This window comes from Streptomyces sp. 11-1-2 (genome assembly GCF_003595545.1).
Lineage (GTDB): Bacteria > Actinomycetota > Actinomycetes > Streptomycetales > Streptomycetaceae > Streptomyces > Streptomyces hygroscopicus_B.
In genome coordinates, this window is sequence record NZ_CP022545.1 from 5,770,555 (window position 1) to 5,787,486 (window position 16,932).

Consider the following 16,932-nt stretch of genomic DNA (forward strand, 5'->3'; position numbering starts at 1 on the left):
ACGGGCAGGAGATCAGTCCGCGAGCGGCAAGTACACGCGGTTGCCCGCTGCCGCGAACTCCCTGGACTTCTGGAGCATCCCCGCCTCGATCTCCTCGGGCGTCGCGTCGGCGTCGCCGCCGAACTGCTCTGTGATGCTTCTGCTAATTTTCATCGAACAGAACCTGGGCCCGCACATGGAGCAGAAGTGCGCCGTCTTGGCCGGTTCCGCCGGGAGGGTCTCGTCGTGGAAGGAGCGGGCCGTGTCCGGGTCCAGGGCCAGGTTGAACTGGTCCTCCCAGCGGAATTCGAAGCGCGCGTCGGAGAGCGCGCCGTCCCATGCCTGGGCGTCCGGATGACCCTTGGCCAGGTCGGCCGCATGGGCGGCGATCTTGTAGGTGATCACGCCGGTCTTGACGTCATCGCGGTCCGGCAGGCCCAGGTGCTCCTTGGGCGTGACGTAGCAGAGCATCGCCGTGCCCCACCAGGCGATCATCGCGGCGCCGATGCCGGAGGTGATGTGGTCGTAGGCGGGGGCGATATCGGTGGTGAGGGGGCCCAGGGTGTAGAACGGGGCCTCCTCGCAGATCTCCTGCTGGAGGTCGACGTTCTCCTTGATCTTGTGCATCGGGACATGGCCCGGGCCCTCGATCATCGTCTGGACGCCATGCTCCTTGGCGATCCGGTTGAGCTCGCCGAGCGTGCGCAGCTCCGCGAACTGCGCCTCGTCGTTGGCGTCGGCGATCGACCCGGGGCGCAGTCCGTCGCCCAGCGAGTAGGTGACGTCGTACGCCGCGAGGATCTCGCACAGCTCCTCGAAGTGCGTGTAGAGGAAGGACTCCTGGTGGTGGGCGAGGCACCACGCCGCCATGATGGAGCCGCCGCGGGAGACGATGCCGGTCTTGCGGCGGGCGGTCAGGGGGACGTACGGCAGCCGGACGCCGGCGTGGACGGTCATGTAGTCGACGCCCTGCTCGGCCTGTTCGATGACCGTGTCCTTGTAGATCTCCCAGGTCAGCTCCTCGGCCCTGCCGTCGACCTTCTCCAGCGCCTGATAGAGCGGCACGGTGCCGATGGGGACCGGGGAGTTGCGCAGCACCCATTCGCGGGTGGTGTGGATGTTGCGGCCGGTCGAGAGGTCCATGACCGTGTCGGCGCCCCAGCGGGTCGCCCAGGTCATCTTCTCGACCTCCTCCTCGATGGAGGAGGTGACGGCGGAATTGCCGATATTGGCGTTGACCTTCACCAGGAACCGCTTGCCGATGATCATCGGCTCGATCTCCGGGTGGTTGACATTGGCCGGGAGGACGGCGCGGCCCGCCGCGATCTCCTCCCGGACCACCTCGGGGGAGACGTTCTCGCGGATCGCCACGTACTCCATCTCCGCCGTGATCTCGCCCCGCCGCGCATAGGCGAGTTGGGTCACGGGGCCGCCCGCTCGGCCGCGCCGCGGCTGGCGCGGGCGGCCGGGGAAGACCGCGTCGAGGTTGCGCAGCCCCCCGCGGGGCGAGGTGTGCTTGATCCCGTCGTCCTCGGGGCGGACGGGACGGCCCGCGTACTCCTCCGTGTCGCCGCGGGCGACGATCCAGTTCTGCCGCAGCGGCGCCAGGCCACGGCGGACATCCGTCTCGATGGTGGGGTCGGTGTACGGGCCGGAGGTGTCGTACAGCGTCACATCCTGGCCGTTGGTGAGGTGCACTCGGCGGACCGGGACGTGAAGGTCCGGGCGCGAACCCGCGACATATCCCTTATGCCAGCCGAATTCGGCCTTCTCGGCGCGCGATGATGCATCCTGCTGAGTCATGAGACCCACTCCCTACGCCGGCATTACCCGGTAACAGGTTCAGCGGTCGGCGCAGCTGTCAGCGTCAGCGCCCTCTCAGCCCGGTGCTCCGAGCTCCCGCGATTGCAAAGGTTCGTGCCCACGCTAACGGTTTATCCACAGTGCTGAACAGGGGGCCCACTCCTCTTGCGATGATGCGACCGTGACCGCCATCCAGCAGGACCACCCGCCCGAGCAGCCCCGCCCCTCCGATCAGGCGCACGACCACGGCCACGGCCATTCCCACGGCCACTCCCACAGTCATGGCCCCGCCGCTCCCGTCTCTGCCCGCCTCCGCAAGATCATCGCGGCGGTGCTCATCCCCTTCGCGGTCGCCGTCGTCGCCGGTCTGATCGTGCTCTGGCCGGGCGGCACGCCCGACCACAAGGCGAGCGGCCGCAGCGGTCTCGGCTTCGACCAGCAGACCGTCGCCGGACGGGTGGTGAAGGTCGAGGAGGTGAACTGCGCCGACGTCAACGCCCAGCCGCAGGCGCCCACCGAGCCCGGCCAGGACAGCGCCGCCCAGAACGGCGCCCCCGGGCAGGGCGGGAAGAAGAGCGTCTGCGAGAAGGCCACCATCGAGGTCACCTCGGGCAAGGACAAAGGCCGCACCTTCCCCGAAATCGTCCAGCCCAACGCCTCGCGTCAGTTCAGCGCCGGGCAGGAGCTGAAGCTGGCGTACGCCCCCAAGGCGCCCAAGGACCTGCAGTACTCCGTGTCCGACGTCGACCGGTCGATGCCGATGGCGCTGCTGGCGGGGCTGTTCGCGCTCGCCGTCGTGGTGGTGGGGCGGCTGCGCGGGGTGTTCGCGCTGGTGGCGTTGGCGATCAGCTTCGGGGTGCTGACGCTGTTCATCCTCCCGGCGATACTCCAGGGTTCCAATCCGCTGGTGGTCGCGGTCGTCGGGGGCAGCGCGATCATGCTTCTCGCGCTCTATATGTGCCATGGGCTGACGGCCCGTACATCGGTCGCCGTGCTCGGCACACTGGTGTCACTGCTGCTGATCGGGGTGCTGGGCTCGCTGTTCATCGCCTGGGCGAGCCTGACCGGCAATACGGACGACCAGACCGGGCTGGTGCACGGCCTCTATCCGAACATCGAGATACGCGGGCTGCTGCTGGCGGGCGTGATCATCGGCTCGCTGGGCGTGCTGGACGATGTGACGGTCACCCAGACCTCGGCGGTGTGGGAGCTGAGGGCCGCGGACCCGACCGCGTCCCGGCGCAGGCTCTACGGGGCGGCGATGCGGATCGGGCGGGACCACATCGCCTCCGTCGTGAACACGCTGGTGCTGGCGTACGCGGGCGCGTCGCTTCCGCTGCTGCTGCTGTTCTCCATCGCGGACACCGGTGTGGGCACGGTCGCCACGAGCGAGATCGTCGCGCAGGAGATCGTACGGACGCTGGTGGGCAGCATCGGGCTCGTCGCCTCGGTGCCCGTGACCACGGCGCTGGCCGTGCTCGTGGTCTCCGCGGACCGCGCCCCGGCCACGGACGGCGGCGCGGAGCGGGGGGCCGACGCGGGCGGCGCCCAGGGAGCCAGCACCGGCCGGGGCGGACGCGGGCGGCGGCGCCGGGCCAAGACGCGCTGAGCGGCCGGGCGACGACACGTTGAGCTGTCGGGCAACGGCACGTTGAGCCGCCGGGCGGGGACACAGCCGCTGGGCGAGGACACGACGAGCCATCGGGGAGGGCACGCTGGGCCGCCGGGCAGGGACACGACGAGCCGCTGGGCGACGAGCCGCTCAGCCACCGGGCACGCCGCCCGGCTGGCTCGGTGATCCGGCCGGTTCGGTGATGGCGGACGGTTCGGTGATGGCGGACGGTTCGGCCGCGGCACACCGGTCTTCGGCCCGCCGCCGCGTATCCGGCGCTCAGCCCGCGTACCGGTCCTCGGCCAGGATGCGGTGGAGTTCGGCGTCGAGATCGCCGACCGGATCGCAGGCCGCCGGCTCCTGGCCGAAAGGCACCACCCGGTCCGTCCGATCGAGGAAGGCCACCAGAGGGGCGGCCCCGGCCCGGAACAGGGCCCGTTCACAGCCGACTTGGAGTCTGATGAAGACGTCCGAGAGCCCCTCGGGGGAGGCCGGAGCAATGCGCACATCCCCCTCGCCGGTGGGTTTGCTCAGCCCGTCCAGCAGCAGCTCCCGCGCGAAGGCCCAGCTCACCGGCGCGTCGCCGGGCAAATGGAAGGTGATCTCGACGGCATAGGGGTCGCTGCTGTCGTAGGACAGCTCGACCGGGATCCGGAAGGAGAGATCCTGCGAGACCAGGAAGGTCATCGTCACTTCCGCCTGAACTGTGTCACGCATGTCACGCATCGTTCGCCGCCCCGGGTTGTTTGCGCATGGCCGACTCTGGAGCGTAGCGACTCGATTGCTGTGCGGAGTCGGTTTGCCTCGTGTGAGGGAACGAAAATGGCCAGTGTTGCCATGGGGAGACCCGCGGGGCCGGACGACGTGGGCCCGGTGGGCGGGAGATCGGGGCCGGCGCACCGGCCGTATCGAAGATCGCTGTCGTCAACAGGCACCCCCGGGGTGTTGTTGCGAGGCAGACGCCGAGAGGAAGAACGCCGAGGTCTCGCACTCTAACGGCATGGGTGGCGCCGGACCGCGCTCCCGCCCCGGCGGTATCCCTCGCGCGGCGTATCCACGCGCGGTGGGGGTCCGCAGGGCCTGCGGGGATGCGTCAGGCCCTGGACGACGCGGCGAGCGCCGCGGGGCGGGTCAGGCGGTGAACTTCCGTACGACGTAGATCAGCCCGGCGATCAGCGCCACCAGCAGCAGCGCCTTGAAGACGAAGCTCACCAGAAACCCGATCACGCTCATGACCAGGCCGCCGAATACGGCGAGGATGAGGACCGGTATCGCGATCCAGGTCACCCACCACGGCAAGCCCCGGAATATCCCCTTCGTGGTCACGTAACTCCCTGCTTTCTCTCCGAGCCGTGGGTCCGGACGCCGACGGCCGGTCTTCCCTGCCTCGATGCTAGGACGGGACGGAAGCGCGCGGGCGTCCCTCACCCCCCGTCCTCCCCTGAGCGGACCCCTACGGGACCGTCCCGCCACGCATCGGCTGCACGGTGGACAAGCCTCAGGCGGCACCACCCTCGGGCAGCACCACCCCTCGGCCGGCCTCAGCCCTCGGGCGGCCTCAGCCCTCCGGCGGCGAGAACACCACCAGCACCCTCAGGTCCTCGGTGATGTGGTGGAACTTGTGCGCCGTGCCCGCCGGTACGTACACCACGCTGCCCCGCGCCACCTGCGTCGTCTCCATTCCCACCGTGACCGACGCCCGGCCGCTCACCACCAGGTAGACCTCGTCCTGGTTGTGCGGCGACTGCGGGTCGGGCTGGCCCGCGTCCAGCGCGTACAGCCCCACGGACATGTTCCGCTCCCGCAGGAACTGCAGATACGCGCCGTTGTTCGCGGCCCGCTCCGCCTCCAGCTCATCCAGCCGGAACGCCTTCATTCGCTCTCCACCCCTGCCTACGGGGCCCCTGCCTGCCGCGGGGCCTGTCTGCGACGATCTCAACCATGAAGAATTTTCTCGTCAAGACGATCGCGAACGCCGGTGCCCTCGGCGTCGCCATCTGGCTACTCAAGGACATCACGCTCACCGGTGACAACACCGGCCGCCAAGCGCTCACCCTCATTCTCGTCGCCCTGGTCTTCGGCGTGGTGAACGTGGTGGTCAAGCCGATCGTCAAGCTCCTGGCTTTTCCGTTGTTCATCCTGACCCTCGGGCTGATCACGCTGGTGATCAACGCCCTGATGCTGCTGTTGACCTCCTGGCTGGCCGGAAAGCTGGATCTGAGCTTCGACGTCGACGGCTTCGGCACCGCGGTGCTCGGTGGCCTGATCGTCTCCATAGTCGCGTGGGCCCTGCACGTCGTGCTGCCCGATGACAAGGACTGACCCCGGCCGGGGATGATGAGAGGCATGAGAGACCCGTCGCCCTACCGTGTCTGCTTTGTCTGCACCGGCAACATATGCCGCTCGCCGATGGCCGAATCCGTCTTCCGCGCCCACGCCGCGGAGGCCGGGCTGGACGGCCGTGTCGAGGTGGACAGCGCGGGCACCGGGCCCTGGCACGAGGGCGACGGGGCCGACCGCCGCGCCATCGACGTACTCACCGCCCACGGCTATGAGCAGGATCACATCGCGCGGCAGTTCCGGGCCGACTGGTTCGATCACCTCGATCTGGTGATCGCCCTGGACAGCGGCCATCTGCATGAGCTGCGCGCGCTCGCGCCGACCCCGCACGACGCCGCGAAGGTACGGCTACTGCGGAGCTACGACCCGGAAGCGGACCAGAACGCGCTGGGCGGCCTCGATGTACCGGACCCCTACTTCGGCGGGACGGACGACTTCGAGGAGTGCCTGGAGATGATCGAGGCCGCCGGCGGCGGGCTGCTGGACGCGGTCACCGAGGCCGTCGACGCCGCGGGGAGCACCGCCGAGGAGACCCCGGAGAGGGCCGCCCAGAGCGCCGAGAGCAAGAAGAGCGCGTCGGCCGCCAATGGCCCCGACGCGGGGAAGGAGCCCGCATGACCGGCGATGGCACCCGCGCCGTACGGGCCGGGCTGCCCGAGGCCGAGGCGTACGAGCCGACGCTGCCGGGCCCGGTCTTCGCCGCCCACTACCACCTCCCCGGCGACCCCGTCGGCCCCTACACCTACGGCCGGGACGCCAACCCCACCTGGTCCCTGCTGGAGCGGGCGATCAGCGAGCTGGAGTCACCGGGCACCGACGCCGAGACGGTCGTCTTCTCCTCCGGGATGGGCGCGATCTCGGCCGTGCTGCTGTCCCAGCTGCGCCAGGGCGACGCGGCTGTACTGCCGTCGGACGGCTATCAGCTCCTCCCGGCGCTGGTCGAGCGGCTGGAGGGCTACGGGGTCACGGTGCGCACCGCCCCGACCGGCGAGGACGCCCAGCTGGCCGCCCTGGACGACCGGACGAAGCTGCTGTGGCTGGAAACCCCGTCCAATCCCGGACTGGACGTCTGTGACATCCGCCGGCTCGCCGAGGCCGCGCACGCCCGGGGCACGCTGGTCGCCGTCGACAACACCCTCGCCACCCCGCTCGGCCAGCGCCCGCTGGAGCTCGGCGCGGACTTCGCCGTGGCGAGCGGCACCAAGGCGCTCACCGGCCACGGCGATGTGCTGCTCGGCTATGTGACCTGCCGCGATCCGCGGCTCGCCGCGGAGGTGCGGGCCTGGCGCAAGACGGTGGGCGCGATCCCCGGCCCCATGGAGGCATGGCTCGCCCACCGCTCCCTGGCCACCCTCCAGCTACGCGTCGACCGCCAGGCGGCGACCGCCCTGGCCCTCGCCGAGGCGCTGCGCGAGCGCCCCGAGATCACCGGGCTGCGCCACCCCGGTCTGCCGACCGATCCCGCCCACCGGCTCGCGGCCGGGCAGATGCGCGGCGGGCGCTTCGGCTGCGTGGTCTCCTTCACCCTGCTGGACAAGGAGTGCGCGGAGCGCTTCCTGGACGCGCTGCGGCTGGTGGACGACGCCACCAGCTTCGGCGGGGTGCGCTCCACGGCGGAGCGGCGCGGACGGTGGGGCGGCGACGCGGTGCCCGAGGGGTTCATCCGGTTCTCGGTGGGCGCGGAGGACCCGGACGATCTGATCGCCGATGTACTGCGGGCGCTCGACGCGGCCGGCGCCGCGGCAGGTGGCTGAAAGCGGGCGGGTAGGCCTGTGCGGGCGTCTCAAGCCTCCCCCCTCGTGGCTTGAGACGCCCCGGTTCTTCTCGTGGAGAACCGCTCGAACAAGGCTAGTTGACTCAGCGTCAGTGTCCAATCACAGTAGCGACATGGACCTATCGGCATATTTATAGTTGGCATGCGTTCGGGGCGCGCCGAGGCGAGGGGAACCGCATGGATCTGGCCCTCTTACGCACCTTTGTCGCGGTTCACCGCGCCGGGTCCTTCACCCGCGCCGCCGGGCTGCTCGGGCTCTCCCAGCCCGCCGTCACCGGCCAGATACGCACCCTGGAGCGGCAGCTCGGCCGCCCTCTGTTCCTCCGTACGGCGCGCGGCGTCGTCCCCACCACCGTCGGGGACGAGCTCGCCCACAAGGCCGCGCCGCATCTCGACGCCCTCGTGGAGATCACCGAGGCGGGTCTCGACGACGACCGCTCGGCGCTGCGCACCCTGCATCTCGCGGGCCTTCCCGAGTTCACCGCGCTGCGCGCCCTGCCCGCGCTGACCACCCTCGTCACCCAGGGACTGGCGGTGCGCTGCGCCTTCGGCAGCACCGAGGAGCTGTTCGAGGGGCTCGGCGCGGGCCATCACGACCTGGTCATCACCACCGCCCGGCCGCGGGGCCGACTGCTGGCCGCCACCCCGCTGTGCGACGAGGAGCATGTGCTGGTCGCCGCCCCGCGCTGGGCGGCCCGGCTCGGCGGCCCCGCGGTGCTCCAGGTCAAGGGGGTACGCGCGCTGGAGGCGCTGCCCGTCGTCGAGGTGCACGAGAGCCTGCCGCTGGTCACCCGCTACTGGTCGGCCGTCTTCGACACCCGGCCGGTCACCGCCGGCACGATCATCGCGCCCGATCTGCGCGCGGTGCTCGCCTGCGTCGCGGAGGGCGCCGGGCTCGGCGTCCTGCCGCGCTATCTGTGCATGGACGCGCTGGACGCGGGGGAGGTGGTGGCGCTGCTCAACCCGCCGGTGCCGCCGCTGCGCACCTATTTCCTGGTGGTGCGGACGGGGGCGCTCGCGCTGCCGCATATCGCGCGGGCGCACGAATGGCTGTTGCGCGCGGCTGTCGACTGGTGAGTAAGTGGTTTCGCGGGGCCAAGGGTGCGGCAGATGTCCTGCATGACCGAACGACCTGTGGTCAAACGCACCGCTCGCGCCATTCTCCTCGAGGGCGAGGCCGCGCCCCGGATGCTCCTGATCAAGCGCACCAAGCCCGGCCAGGCGCCGTACTGGATCACTCCGGGCGGCGGGATGGAGCCCGAGGACGCGACCGTCGTCGAGGCCCTGCACCGCGAGGTGGACGAGGAGCTGGGGGCGAAGGTGACCGATGTGGTGCCCGCGTTCGTGGACACCGTCCCCCATCCCGATGAGGGCGCGGACGGCGCGGAGGGCGCCGAAGGCGCCCAGGGCTCTGGCGGCTCTGGCGGCTCTGGCGGCTCTGGCGGCTCTGGCGGAGTGAAGGTGCAGCACTTCTTCGTCTGCAGACTCGCCTCGATGGACCTCACCCGGCGGCACGGCCCGGAGGTGGACGAGCCGTGCGGGGAGTACGAGGTGGTGAGCGTCCCGTTCACCCGCGAGGGGATCGCCTCGGTCGGGGTGGTGCCGCCCTCGCTGCGGGCCTACCTCGACGCCAACATCGAGGGCGTGCTGGCCCTGCTCGCGGACGACCTCGGCTAGGGACTGCCGGGCGGGTCTTCGCGGGGCAGGACCTAGCGGAACCAGCCGCCGAACGGCTGCTGGGTCTTCCGGGCCGCCCGCTGACGTGCCTCGGCCAGCACCCGCTCGGCCTCCTCACGCCAGGTCTCGGGCCCCGCGTCGGGGCGGACCTCCGGCCGGATGGCCGGGCTGAGATCGGCGCGCGCCACCGAGGGCTGCGGCGCTTGCCCAGCCGAGTCAGCCGGTTCGGCCTGTGCCGCCGGTGGGGTCTGGGGGTCCGGGACGGCTGAGGTGCCTGAGGCGCCTGAGGTCTGAGCGTCCGAGTCTGCGGGGGCGGCCGGGGTCTGCGGGCCCGGGTCGGCCGGAACGGTCCGGCCGGGAAGGTCCACCGGCCGCAGGGCGGGTGGGGCGGCCGGGGCCCGCGAGGCCGAGACGGCCTGGGCGGCCCGCGCGGCCTCGCCAGGAAGGTCCACCGGCCGCGACACCGGTGGAGCGGCCGGGACGGGCGGTACGGCCAGGGCGGGGCTCGGGGCGGCCGGAGCCGCCTGGACCTGGAAGCCCGAGACCACTGGGACCGCCGGGGTCTGAGGGTCCTGGCCCACCGGGACCGCAAGGGTCTGAGGGTCCGAGACCGCCGGGGCTGCCGGGATCTGGGGACCCAGGGCGGCCGAGACTGCCGGAGGGGCGGTTGGGGCCTGAAGGTCCGGGGCAGCGGGGACGGTTGAGATCTGAGGGCCCGAGACCGCCCGGGTGGCCAGGGCCTGAGGACCCGGGACCACCGGCGCTGCCGGGGTCCGAGAGCCCGAGACGGCCGGCGTGGCCAGGGGCCGAGCGCTCGGAACCACCGGGGCGTACGGGACAGGCGGGGCCTGAAGGCCCGGGACGGCCGGGGCCGCCGGGGTGACCGGGGTCTGAGGGCCCGAGACGGCTGCCATGGCCAGAGTCTCCGTACCCGGGACCACTGGGGCGTACGGAACAGGCGGGGCCGGCAGCACCCGGACCGCCGGGGCCACCGGGGCGGGCCGGCCGGGCAGCTCCGCCGGTCGCGGGGTCGGTGGGGTCGTGGGGGCGGTGGTGGGCGGGGCGGGCGGGTTCCTGCGGCCGTCGCGCGCCTCGGCGGCGGCGCCGAAGAAGTCGCCGCCCTTCCGCTTGACGTCGTCCGTCCCCCAGTCCCGCTCCCGGTCGTGCTCGAGGGCCTGGTCACCGGAGGGGCCGTGGTGCCGGTTGTCGCCGCCGCCGGTGCGTCGCTGCGCCGGGACCTTCTGGAGGTGCGGGATGTGCTTGGCGCAGTGGATGTACGCCTCCTCGATGGTCACCTCGACCCACACCACCGCGCGCCGCCCCCGTACCGGGTCCACCGGCAGGCCGGGGTGCGCCTCGCGCATCGCGGCGTCCTCCACCACCCGGGCCCGGCCGTTCACGTGCAGCCCGATCCGGTCCCGGAAGAAGTCGACCATGAGAATGCCGACGTGGGGGTTCTCCTGGATATTGCCGAGGCTGGCCAGGACGCCGTTCCCCCGGTATTCGGGATAGGCCAGCGTGCGCGCGTCGAGTACCCGCAGAAAGCCGGGCGGACCGGCACGGAAAGTGTTGTCACACTCCCCGTGCCCGTCGGAGGTGGCCAGGAAGAACATTTCCTGGCGGTCGATGAACTCCCGCATCCGGACGTTGAGGTGGTCCAGCACCTGTTCGTCGTAGAAGCGGTCGGCGCGGTCCACCGTGTCCAGTCGCCGCTGCAGAAGGTGTTCGCCGTCGCTCCCCGGACGCCGCGCGCGATCGTCGAGGTGCTCCGCACTGTCCACGGTTCTCGTCCCCGTCCTACTGATTCGCCGTCCGGAATCGCCGGAATGCCTGCCTCATGTCGGTGTTTCGCCGTCTGCCGTCCGCGTCCTATTCCGCGGCGGCGGCGAGTTCCTCGATGGAGTCGTGCCGGATGCGGTGGGACGGAATGCCGATGCCCACCAGGGCGTCGACACCGCTGCGGATCATCCCGGGCGGCCCGGAGAGATACGCGTCGAACGCGTTCCACGGGCCGTACTGCCGCACGGCGTCCGGCAGCCGGCCGCTGAGGCCGTTGGTCGGGCCGTCGGAGACGACGGGGCGGACCGCGAGCCACGGATGCCTCTGCGCCAGCCGCAGCATGGTGTCGATGTCGTACAGGTCATGATCATTGCGGGCGCCGTAGAAGACCTCGACCGGACGGTGGCGGCCGTAGTCGGCGACGTCCTCGACCAGTGCCTTGATCGGCGCGATACCGGTGCCGCCGCCCAGGCAGAGCAGCCCGTTGTCGCTGGAGTGGTCGACCGTCATGGACCCGGCGGGGGGCCCGAGGCGGATCACATCGCCGGGGCGGGCCCGGTGCACCAGCGCGGAGGACACCCATCCGGCGGGGATGGCCTTCACATGGAAGGAGAGCAGCCCGTCGGAGCGCGGCGCCGAGGCGAACGAATAGTGCCGCCACACCCGCGGCCACCAGGGCGTTTCCACTGAGGTGTACTGGCCCGCCAGAAAGGGGTACGGCTGATCCGGGCGGACGGTGATCACGGCGATGTCGTGGGTGCGCGGCTCATGCCCGACCACCTCGGCCTGCCACCACGCGGGGGCGCGCAGCTCGTCCTCGGCCGCCGCGTCGATCATGATCTGGGAGATCGCGGTGTAGGCACGCACCCAGGCGGCCTCGGCCTCGTCGGTCCAGGTGGTGACCGCGTAGCGGGTGAGCGCGCCGATCAGGCATTCACCGACGGCGGGGTAGTGCTCGGGCTGGGTGCCGTACTTACGGTGGCCGCGGCCGAGCCGGGAGAGGAAGTCGGTGAGGATGTCGGGGTCGTCGACGAGCCGGGCGGCGGTGAGTATCGCCTTGAACAGCCGGTCGCGCTGGGCGTCCATGGCGGCGGGGAAGAGCGGCCGCAGCTCGGGGTGCTGGACGAAGAGCAGCGCGTAGAAATACGAGGTGACCTTGTCGCTGACGGGCTGTACCTCGGCCATCGTGCGGCGCAGCAGGATCGCGTCGGGCGAGGCGGTCTCGGGGATGGCGAACGGCGAGTCGGGGCCGGGCCGGACGTCCTGCGGGGCCGGGGCCGCCTCGTCGGGACGCTGATGCTCCTCGCGCCCGGGGGCCGCGGGGCCGGGGGCCCCGCGCTCGTCCACCCGGCGGTCATCCACCCGGCGGTCGCCCGCTCGCGGACCGGACGCCCCCGGACCGGGCGCGGGGGGCGGCTCCACGGGCGTACGTCGGTCGGCTCCGGTGCCGACCGGCCGTATCGGATTCACCGGGCGGCTGGGCGCACGCTCATCGCTCTGCCGGTCCGGGGACCCCTGCTCCTCGGCCGGTCGCCTGCTCGGGGTGAACCAGCCCCAGTCGCCACTGTTTCCGCCGGAGCCGTCGCTGCCGGCCGACGATGTGGTGGTCGGAGCGTCCATGGTTGCCTCGCCTCGAACATCTTTCTGTCGGTCTTCGCACTTCCGCTGCCGGAATGTGCCCGCAATTCCCCGTCCTGGTGCCCTGGTTCAAGCGAGAATGGTCGTACCGACCCTCTCCGTGACTCTCTTCCGGGCAGCATGCCACGCTCGTTCCCCGCCCCGGGCACATAGCCCGAAGTCCGGGAAACGGGGGCCGCGTTCCCGTTATGCTGGTTGGCCCGGGATGCCCGTTCTGACCCCGTTACAGCACGCCGCACGGAACCGGACTCGACCCTACCGGCCCCGGATGAATTCACAAGCCCCAAGTACACCGCACTCGTTACACCCGCCAACTCGTGTAATTACCGATAGTTACGTGCGGTTACCCATCAATTCGTAAGCCTCCCGGAGATCACGACCGGCATAGGCGTGGGATGCGATTTCGCTCACATGGTGGTCGGCGTTCACGGCGACCGAGACCGGCACCACCGTGAACAGCTCCGCATCCGAGAGTGAGTCCCCGTAGGCCACGCAGTGATCCCTGGTCAACCCGAACTTCGCACAGAGTTCATCGGCGATCCGGACCTTCGCGGCCGGGGTCAGAATCCCCGCCGGATCCACCGGCTCCCGGAACGGCACGGCGGGCCAGGCCGATCCGTAGGTGGCGTCCGCGCCCCACTCCAGCAGCCGCGACACGAAGAAGCCCGGCGAGAGCGAAATCACCGCACAGCGCTCGCCCCGCGCCCGGATGTCCGCCCACACCTCACGGATCCCCGCCAGCCACGGCGCCCCTTCGAACGCCGCCGCCACATGCTCCTCCGTCAGCTCCTCCCACAGCGCGCAGGCACGCTCCGCGAACTGGGCCGTCGTCATCTCCCCGCCCGCGAAGCCCCGCTCCAGCGCGGCGATCTCCCGCTCCAGACCGAGCTGCCGGGAGATCTCGATCGCGGCGGCGGAGCCGTGGATGAGTGTGCCGTCCAGATCGAACAGATGCAGTCTGGTCATATCAGCCGAGCGTAGAGGCAACCCTCCGGGCCCCGCCGCCCCGGTCCTGCCCTGCCCTGCCGACGGCCCGGGCCCCGCCGCCGCCTCGGTCCTGCCCTGCTCTGGCCGGCACCGCCGTCACCGCCCGCGCCCGCCGCCGGGAGTACGTGTGGATACTCCTGCCGTCAGACGCCGCGGGGGCCGCGGCGCCGCCACGGTGGGGGCATGCAGCAGCTCACCCGCCCCGTCCGCCGGGGCCTCCTCGTCGTGCATGTCGTCGTCTCCGTCGGATGGCTCGGACTGGCCCTCGGGATGCTGGCCCTGGGGATCACCGGGGCCGTGGCCGACTCGGCCGAAGAGGCCGGGGCGGTGTACCGGTCCATGAATGTGCTGGGCGACTGGCTGCTGATTCCGATCAGCCTGCTGTCGCTGGCCAGCGGGATCGTGCTGTCGCTGGGGACGCCGTGGGGGCTGGCGCGCCACCGGTGGGTGTACGTGAAGTTCTGGCTGACGCTGCTCACCACCGCCGCCACGGCGTTCGCCCTGCGCGCCAGCATCAACACCGCGATGGCCGATGTGGTGGCGGGCCAGGCGGTCGGGGCGACCACGGATCTGGTCGTGGCGCCGTCGGTCAGCCTGAGCGTCTATACCTTTCTCACCGCGATCTCGGTGATCAAGCCCTGGGGGCTGACCGCCCGGGGGCGTCGGCTGCGGGCGACAAAGCGCCGATAATTGCATACGCGGTCTTTTTCATCGCTGGACTATCCTGGAATCCGCTCACCCACCAAGGAGGGGTTCCATGCCGGAGAAGACGCACTGCGCCGTCGCCCCGCCCGCGGGGCAGGCCCTCGCCCAGGGCTGGTGCGCCCTGTCCTCCCTGCACGGCCGGATAGAGACGCATATCGAGCGTGCGCTGCAGGCCGGGCACGATCTGAGCGTCCGCGAATTCTCCGTGCTCAACGTCCTCAGCGGACAGCACGACGGCGACGGCGGACATCTGCGGATGAAGCAGCTCGCCGACTCCGTCGTGCTCAGCCAGAGCGCCACGACCCGGCTGGTCACCCGGCTGGAGGACCGCGGGCTGCTCTCCCGCTACATCTGCCCCAGCGACCGCCGCGGCATCTACACCAACGTCAGCGCCGAGGGGCTCAAGCTCCTGGAGGAGGCGCGGCCGACGCACGACGCGGCGCTGCGCGAGGCCCTGGGCGACGCCGCCCGGCGGCCGGAGCTGGCACCGCTGGTCACCGCCGTCGAGAGGCTGACCGCCACGTACTGATCGCGGCGTGCTGATCGCCACCGGTCGGGATGCTGCCTGGCCCTGGCCCCTCGCTGCCGCCCGTCAGGGCCTCGCGGGCCCCGGCGTAGGCTCACCGCATGAGCGACTTCGAGATACGGCGCGCGACCGCCGACGACATCCCGGCGATCGTGGCCATGCTCGCGGACGACCCGCTCGGCGCCCACCGGGAGTCCCTGGACGACCCGGCCCCGTACCGCGCCGCCTTCGAGCGGCTGGACCGGGATCCCCAGCAGCGGCTGGTCGTCGCGGTCCGGGACGGCCGCATCGTCGGCACGCTCCAGCTGACCGTGATCCCCGGGCTGTCGCGGCGCGGCGCCACCCGCTCGATCATCGAGGGGGTCCGGATCCACTCCGAGGAGCGCGGCGGCGGGCTCGGCACCCAACTGATCGAATGGGCCGTCGAGGAGTCGCGCCGCGAGGGGTGCGCACTGGTGCAGCTCACCTCGGACGCGACCCGTATCGACGCCCACCGCTTCTACGAGCGGCTCGGCTTCGAGGCCAGCCACGTCGGCTTCAAGCTGCCGCTGGCCTGACCCGGCCCGTCCGGGCCGACCTGTCTGAGCCGACATGACCTGGCCTCATCTCCGTGGCGGTCTCACAGCGCCCCCAGGTCGATGGCTTCGGCCATCCGCCGGTAGCCCACGTCGTTCGGGTGCTTGAAGTCGCCCGAGTCGTACGCCGGGTCCAGCCGCAGCGGATCGGACGGCGAGGCCATGACCTTCGCGAAGTCGACGACCGCGTCGAAGGCGCCCGAGGTGCGGATCCACTCGTTGATCGCGGCGCGCTTCGCCTCGGAGCGCGGGGTGTGGTACTCAGCGCCCTTGAACGGGAGGATCGTTCCGCCGATGACCTTGATACCGCGGGCATGGGCCGGCGCGATCAGCTCCCGGTAACCCGCGATCACCTCTTCCGCCGACACCTGCGGATTGGGCTTGTAGGTGGGCAGATCGACCTCGCTGAAGCCGATGTCGTTGAGCCCCTCGAGCAGGATCACCGACCGTACGCCCGGCTTGTCCAGGACATCGCGCCGGAAGCGGGCGCCCGCCCGGTCCCCGTACCAGGCCGAGTCGTGCAGCAGCAGATTGCCGCCGATCCCGGAGTTGAGGACGGGACGCGGAGTGCCCGCGGCCGCGAGGCGCTCGGCCAGCAGATCAGGCCAGCGGTGGTCGGCGTCGTCGGTCGAGCCGAAGCCGTCGGTGATCGAGTCGCCGAAGGCCACCACTGTGCCCGGGTGGCCGGGGCCGCCGGTGACCTCGACATCGGAGAGGTAGTACCAGGAGTGGGTGGTCTCGGTGAAGGCCGTCCCGGTGCGATCGGCACGGTGGTCACCGTCCGCGCGGTAGCCGCGGGCGTATGCCTGGGCGTGGAAGGTGGCGGCACCGGTAGGACGGTCGAAGTACAGCGTGACCGTCACCGGCTGACGAGGCACCACGCGCAGCGGGGCCGCGTCGCTCACCGTCTCACCGCCCGCCGGGATCTCCACCGGCCGCCGGTGCCCGAAGGTCAGCGCGCGCAGGCTCGCGCCCTGGACGGAGGCGCCGTGCGCGGTACGGGCGATGGTCGCGCCCGCGATCCGCAGCGGCGCGGTGCCATAGCGGTTCGACAGCCTGATCCGGGCGGCGGTGCCGCCGCCGGTGACCCGGACGACCTGACGCAAGGTCTGGGCGGTGCGCTCGGCGAAACCGCTCTCGGCCCAGTTCTTCTCGAAGCCCGAACTGGGGCGCTGGACGGGGGCGGCCCACCCGGCCGACCAGACCGTCTCCGGCCGGTCACGGCCGGCCGCCGGGCCTCCGGGCCGGGCGGTGGCCGTCCCGGAGGCGGCCATGACGGTGGTGAGGGCGAGCAGGGAGGCGCTGAGGCGAAGCGTGGACGAGCGCATGGCGGGGCTCCTGAGGGAGGGCGGGGGAAGGGCGGACCAGGCCGCTCCCGTACGGGGCACGGAGTACGGAGCACCTGAGCGCCGCCGTACCGAAGTTCCGAAGTACGGGAGTACGAGAGCACCTGAGTACCGGGCGCACCGAAGCACGGGAGTACCGGCGTACCGAGTACCGAAGTACCGGGGACCAACCTGCCGCCCACCGCACCGCC

General features: G+C 71.5%; 16 protein-coding genes, 1 pseudogene and 1 riboswitch. Of the genes and pseudogenes, 9 read left to right on the forward strand and 8 right to left on the reverse strand.

Annotation, left to right across the window (positions count from 1 at the left end):
- Nucleotides 1-12: 12 nt before the first annotated feature.
- Nucleotides 13-1,782, reverse strand: a complete 1,770-nt coding sequence (gene thiC / locus CGL27_RS24330; protein WP_119990012.1) for a phosphomethylpyrimidine synthase ThiC — start codon at nucleotides 1,780-1,782, stop codon at nucleotides 13-15.
- Nucleotides 1,775-1,892: riboswitch (TPP riboswitch) on the reverse strand. It overlaps the preceding gene by 8 nt.
- 71 nt (nucleotides 1,893-1,963) lie before the next feature.
- Between thiC and CGL27_RS24335 the strand changes: the two genes are divergently transcribed.
- Nucleotides 1,964-3,391 carry a YibE/F family protein gene (locus CGL27_RS24335; protein ID WP_119990013.1) on the forward strand — a complete coding sequence of 476 codons (1,428 nt, stop codon included), beginning with the start codon at nucleotides 1,964-1,966 and terminating at the stop codon, nucleotides 3,389-3,391.
- A 282-nt stretch (nucleotides 3,392-3,673) separates the two neighbouring features.
- Here CGL27_RS24335 and CGL27_RS24340 read toward each other — a convergent pair whose 3' ends face one another.
- The 3 genes from CGL27_RS24340 to CGL27_RS24350 all read right to left on the reverse strand — a co-directional run bounded on the left by CGL27_RS24340 (nucleotide 3,674) and on the right by CGL27_RS24350 (nucleotide 5,270).
- A complete protein-coding gene (locus CGL27_RS24340; RefSeq protein WP_037954688.1) occupies nucleotides 3,674-4,111 on the reverse strand; it encodes an SsgA family sporulation/cell division regulator in 438 nt (145 codons plus the stop codon).
- Between the two features lie 414 nt (nucleotides 4,112-4,525).
- The gene (locus tag CGL27_RS24345; protein ID WP_078642397.1) at nucleotides 4,526-4,720 is read right to left on the reverse strand and encodes a DUF5326 family protein; all 195 of its coding nucleotides are present in this window, start codon (nucleotides 4,718-4,720) and stop codon (nucleotides 4,526-4,528) included.
- 232 nt (nucleotides 4,721-4,952) lie between these two features.
- The gene (locus CGL27_RS24350) at nucleotides 4,953-5,270 is read right to left on the reverse strand and encodes a cupin domain-containing protein (RefSeq protein WP_078642398.1); all 318 of its coding nucleotides are present in this window, start codon (nucleotides 5,268-5,270) and stop codon (nucleotides 4,953-4,955) included.
- 65 nt (nucleotides 5,271-5,335) lie between these two features.
- On the opposite strand from CGL27_RS24350, the gene CGL27_RS24355 reads away from it, so the two are divergent.
- The 5 genes from CGL27_RS24355 to CGL27_RS24375 all read left to right on the forward strand — a co-directional run bounded on the left by CGL27_RS24355 (nucleotide 5,336) and on the right by CGL27_RS24375 (nucleotide 9,185).
- A complete protein-coding gene (locus CGL27_RS24355; protein WP_020870012.1) occupies nucleotides 5,336-5,716 on the forward strand; it encodes a phage holin family protein in 381 nt (126 codons plus the stop codon).
- Between the two features lie 24 nt (nucleotides 5,717-5,740).
- The gene (locus CGL27_RS24360; protein ID WP_119990015.1) at nucleotides 5,741-6,352 is read left to right on the forward strand and encodes a low molecular weight protein-tyrosine-phosphatase; all 612 of its coding nucleotides are present in this window, start codon (nucleotides 5,741-5,743) and stop codon (nucleotides 6,350-6,352) included.
- Complete coding sequence (locus CGL27_RS24365) at nucleotides 6,349-7,488, forward strand: cystathionine gamma-lyase (RefSeq protein ID WP_119990017.1); 1,140 nt, start codon at nucleotides 6,349-6,351, stop codon at nucleotides 7,486-7,488. Before CGL27_RS24360 ends, CGL27_RS24365 begins: the two co-directional genes overlap by 4 nt.
- 197 nt (nucleotides 7,489-7,685) lie before the next feature.
- Nucleotides 7,686-8,585, forward strand: coding sequence for a LysR family transcriptional regulator (locus CGL27_RS24370; RefSeq protein WP_078642401.1), 900 nt, complete (start codon nucleotides 7,686-7,688; stop codon nucleotides 8,583-8,585).
- 42 nt (nucleotides 8,586-8,627) lie between these two features.
- On the forward strand, nucleotides 8,628-9,185 hold the full coding sequence (locus tag CGL27_RS24375; protein ID WP_119994528.1) for an NUDIX hydrolase: 558 nt from the start codon (nucleotides 8,628-8,630) through the stop codon (nucleotides 9,183-9,185).
- A 1,085-nt stretch (nucleotides 9,186-10,270) separates the two neighbouring features.
- Here the strand turns inward: CGL27_RS24375 and CGL27_RS24385 are convergent.
- The 3 genes and pseudogenes from CGL27_RS24385 to CGL27_RS24395 form a co-directional block, all read right to left on the reverse strand.
- Nucleotides 10,271-10,903: pseudogene (locus tag CGL27_RS24385) on the reverse strand (pyridoxamine 5'-phosphate oxidase family protein); the annotation flags it as partial.
- Between the two features lie 151 nt (nucleotides 10,904-11,054).
- Nucleotides 11,055-12,584, reverse strand: coding sequence for a globin domain-containing protein (locus tag CGL27_RS24390; protein ID WP_119990019.1), 1,530 nt, complete (start codon nucleotides 12,582-12,584; stop codon nucleotides 11,055-11,057).
- Nucleotides 12,585-12,935: 351 nt separating this feature from the next.
- Nucleotides 12,936-13,568 carry an HAD-IB family phosphatase gene (locus tag CGL27_RS24395; protein ID WP_078642403.1) on the reverse strand — a complete coding sequence of 211 codons (633 nt, stop codon included), beginning with the start codon at nucleotides 13,566-13,568 and terminating at the stop codon, nucleotides 12,936-12,938.
- Nucleotides 13,569-13,772: 204 nt separating this feature from the next.
- Between CGL27_RS24395 and CGL27_RS24400 the strand changes: the two genes are divergently transcribed.
- The 3 genes from CGL27_RS24400 to CGL27_RS24410 all read left to right on the forward strand — a co-directional run bounded on the left by CGL27_RS24400 (nucleotide 13,773) and on the right by CGL27_RS24410 (nucleotide 15,377).
- Entirely contained in the window at nucleotides 13,773-14,279 is a 507-nt protein-coding gene (locus CGL27_RS24400; RefSeq protein WP_119990021.1) for a DUF2269 domain-containing protein, read from the forward strand.
- Between the two features lie 67 nt (nucleotides 14,280-14,346).
- On the forward strand, nucleotides 14,347-14,823 hold the full coding sequence (locus CGL27_RS24405) for a MarR family transcriptional regulator (protein WP_119990023.1): 477 nt from the start codon (nucleotides 14,347-14,349) through the stop codon (nucleotides 14,821-14,823).
- A gap of 98 nt (nucleotides 14,824-14,921) precedes the next feature.
- Nucleotides 14,922-15,377, forward strand: coding sequence for a GNAT family N-acetyltransferase (locus tag CGL27_RS24410; RefSeq protein WP_078642406.1), 456 nt, complete (start codon nucleotides 14,922-14,924; stop codon nucleotides 15,375-15,377).
- Nucleotides 15,378-15,439: 62 nt separating this feature from the next.
- On the opposite strand, the gene CGL27_RS24415 is transcribed toward CGL27_RS24410, so the two are convergent.
- Nucleotides 15,440-16,723, reverse strand: a complete 1,284-nt coding sequence (locus CGL27_RS24415; protein ID WP_119990024.1) for an SGNH/GDSL hydrolase family protein — start codon at nucleotides 16,721-16,723, stop codon at nucleotides 15,440-15,442.
- Between the last annotated feature and the right edge of the window lie 209 nt (nucleotides 16,724-16,932).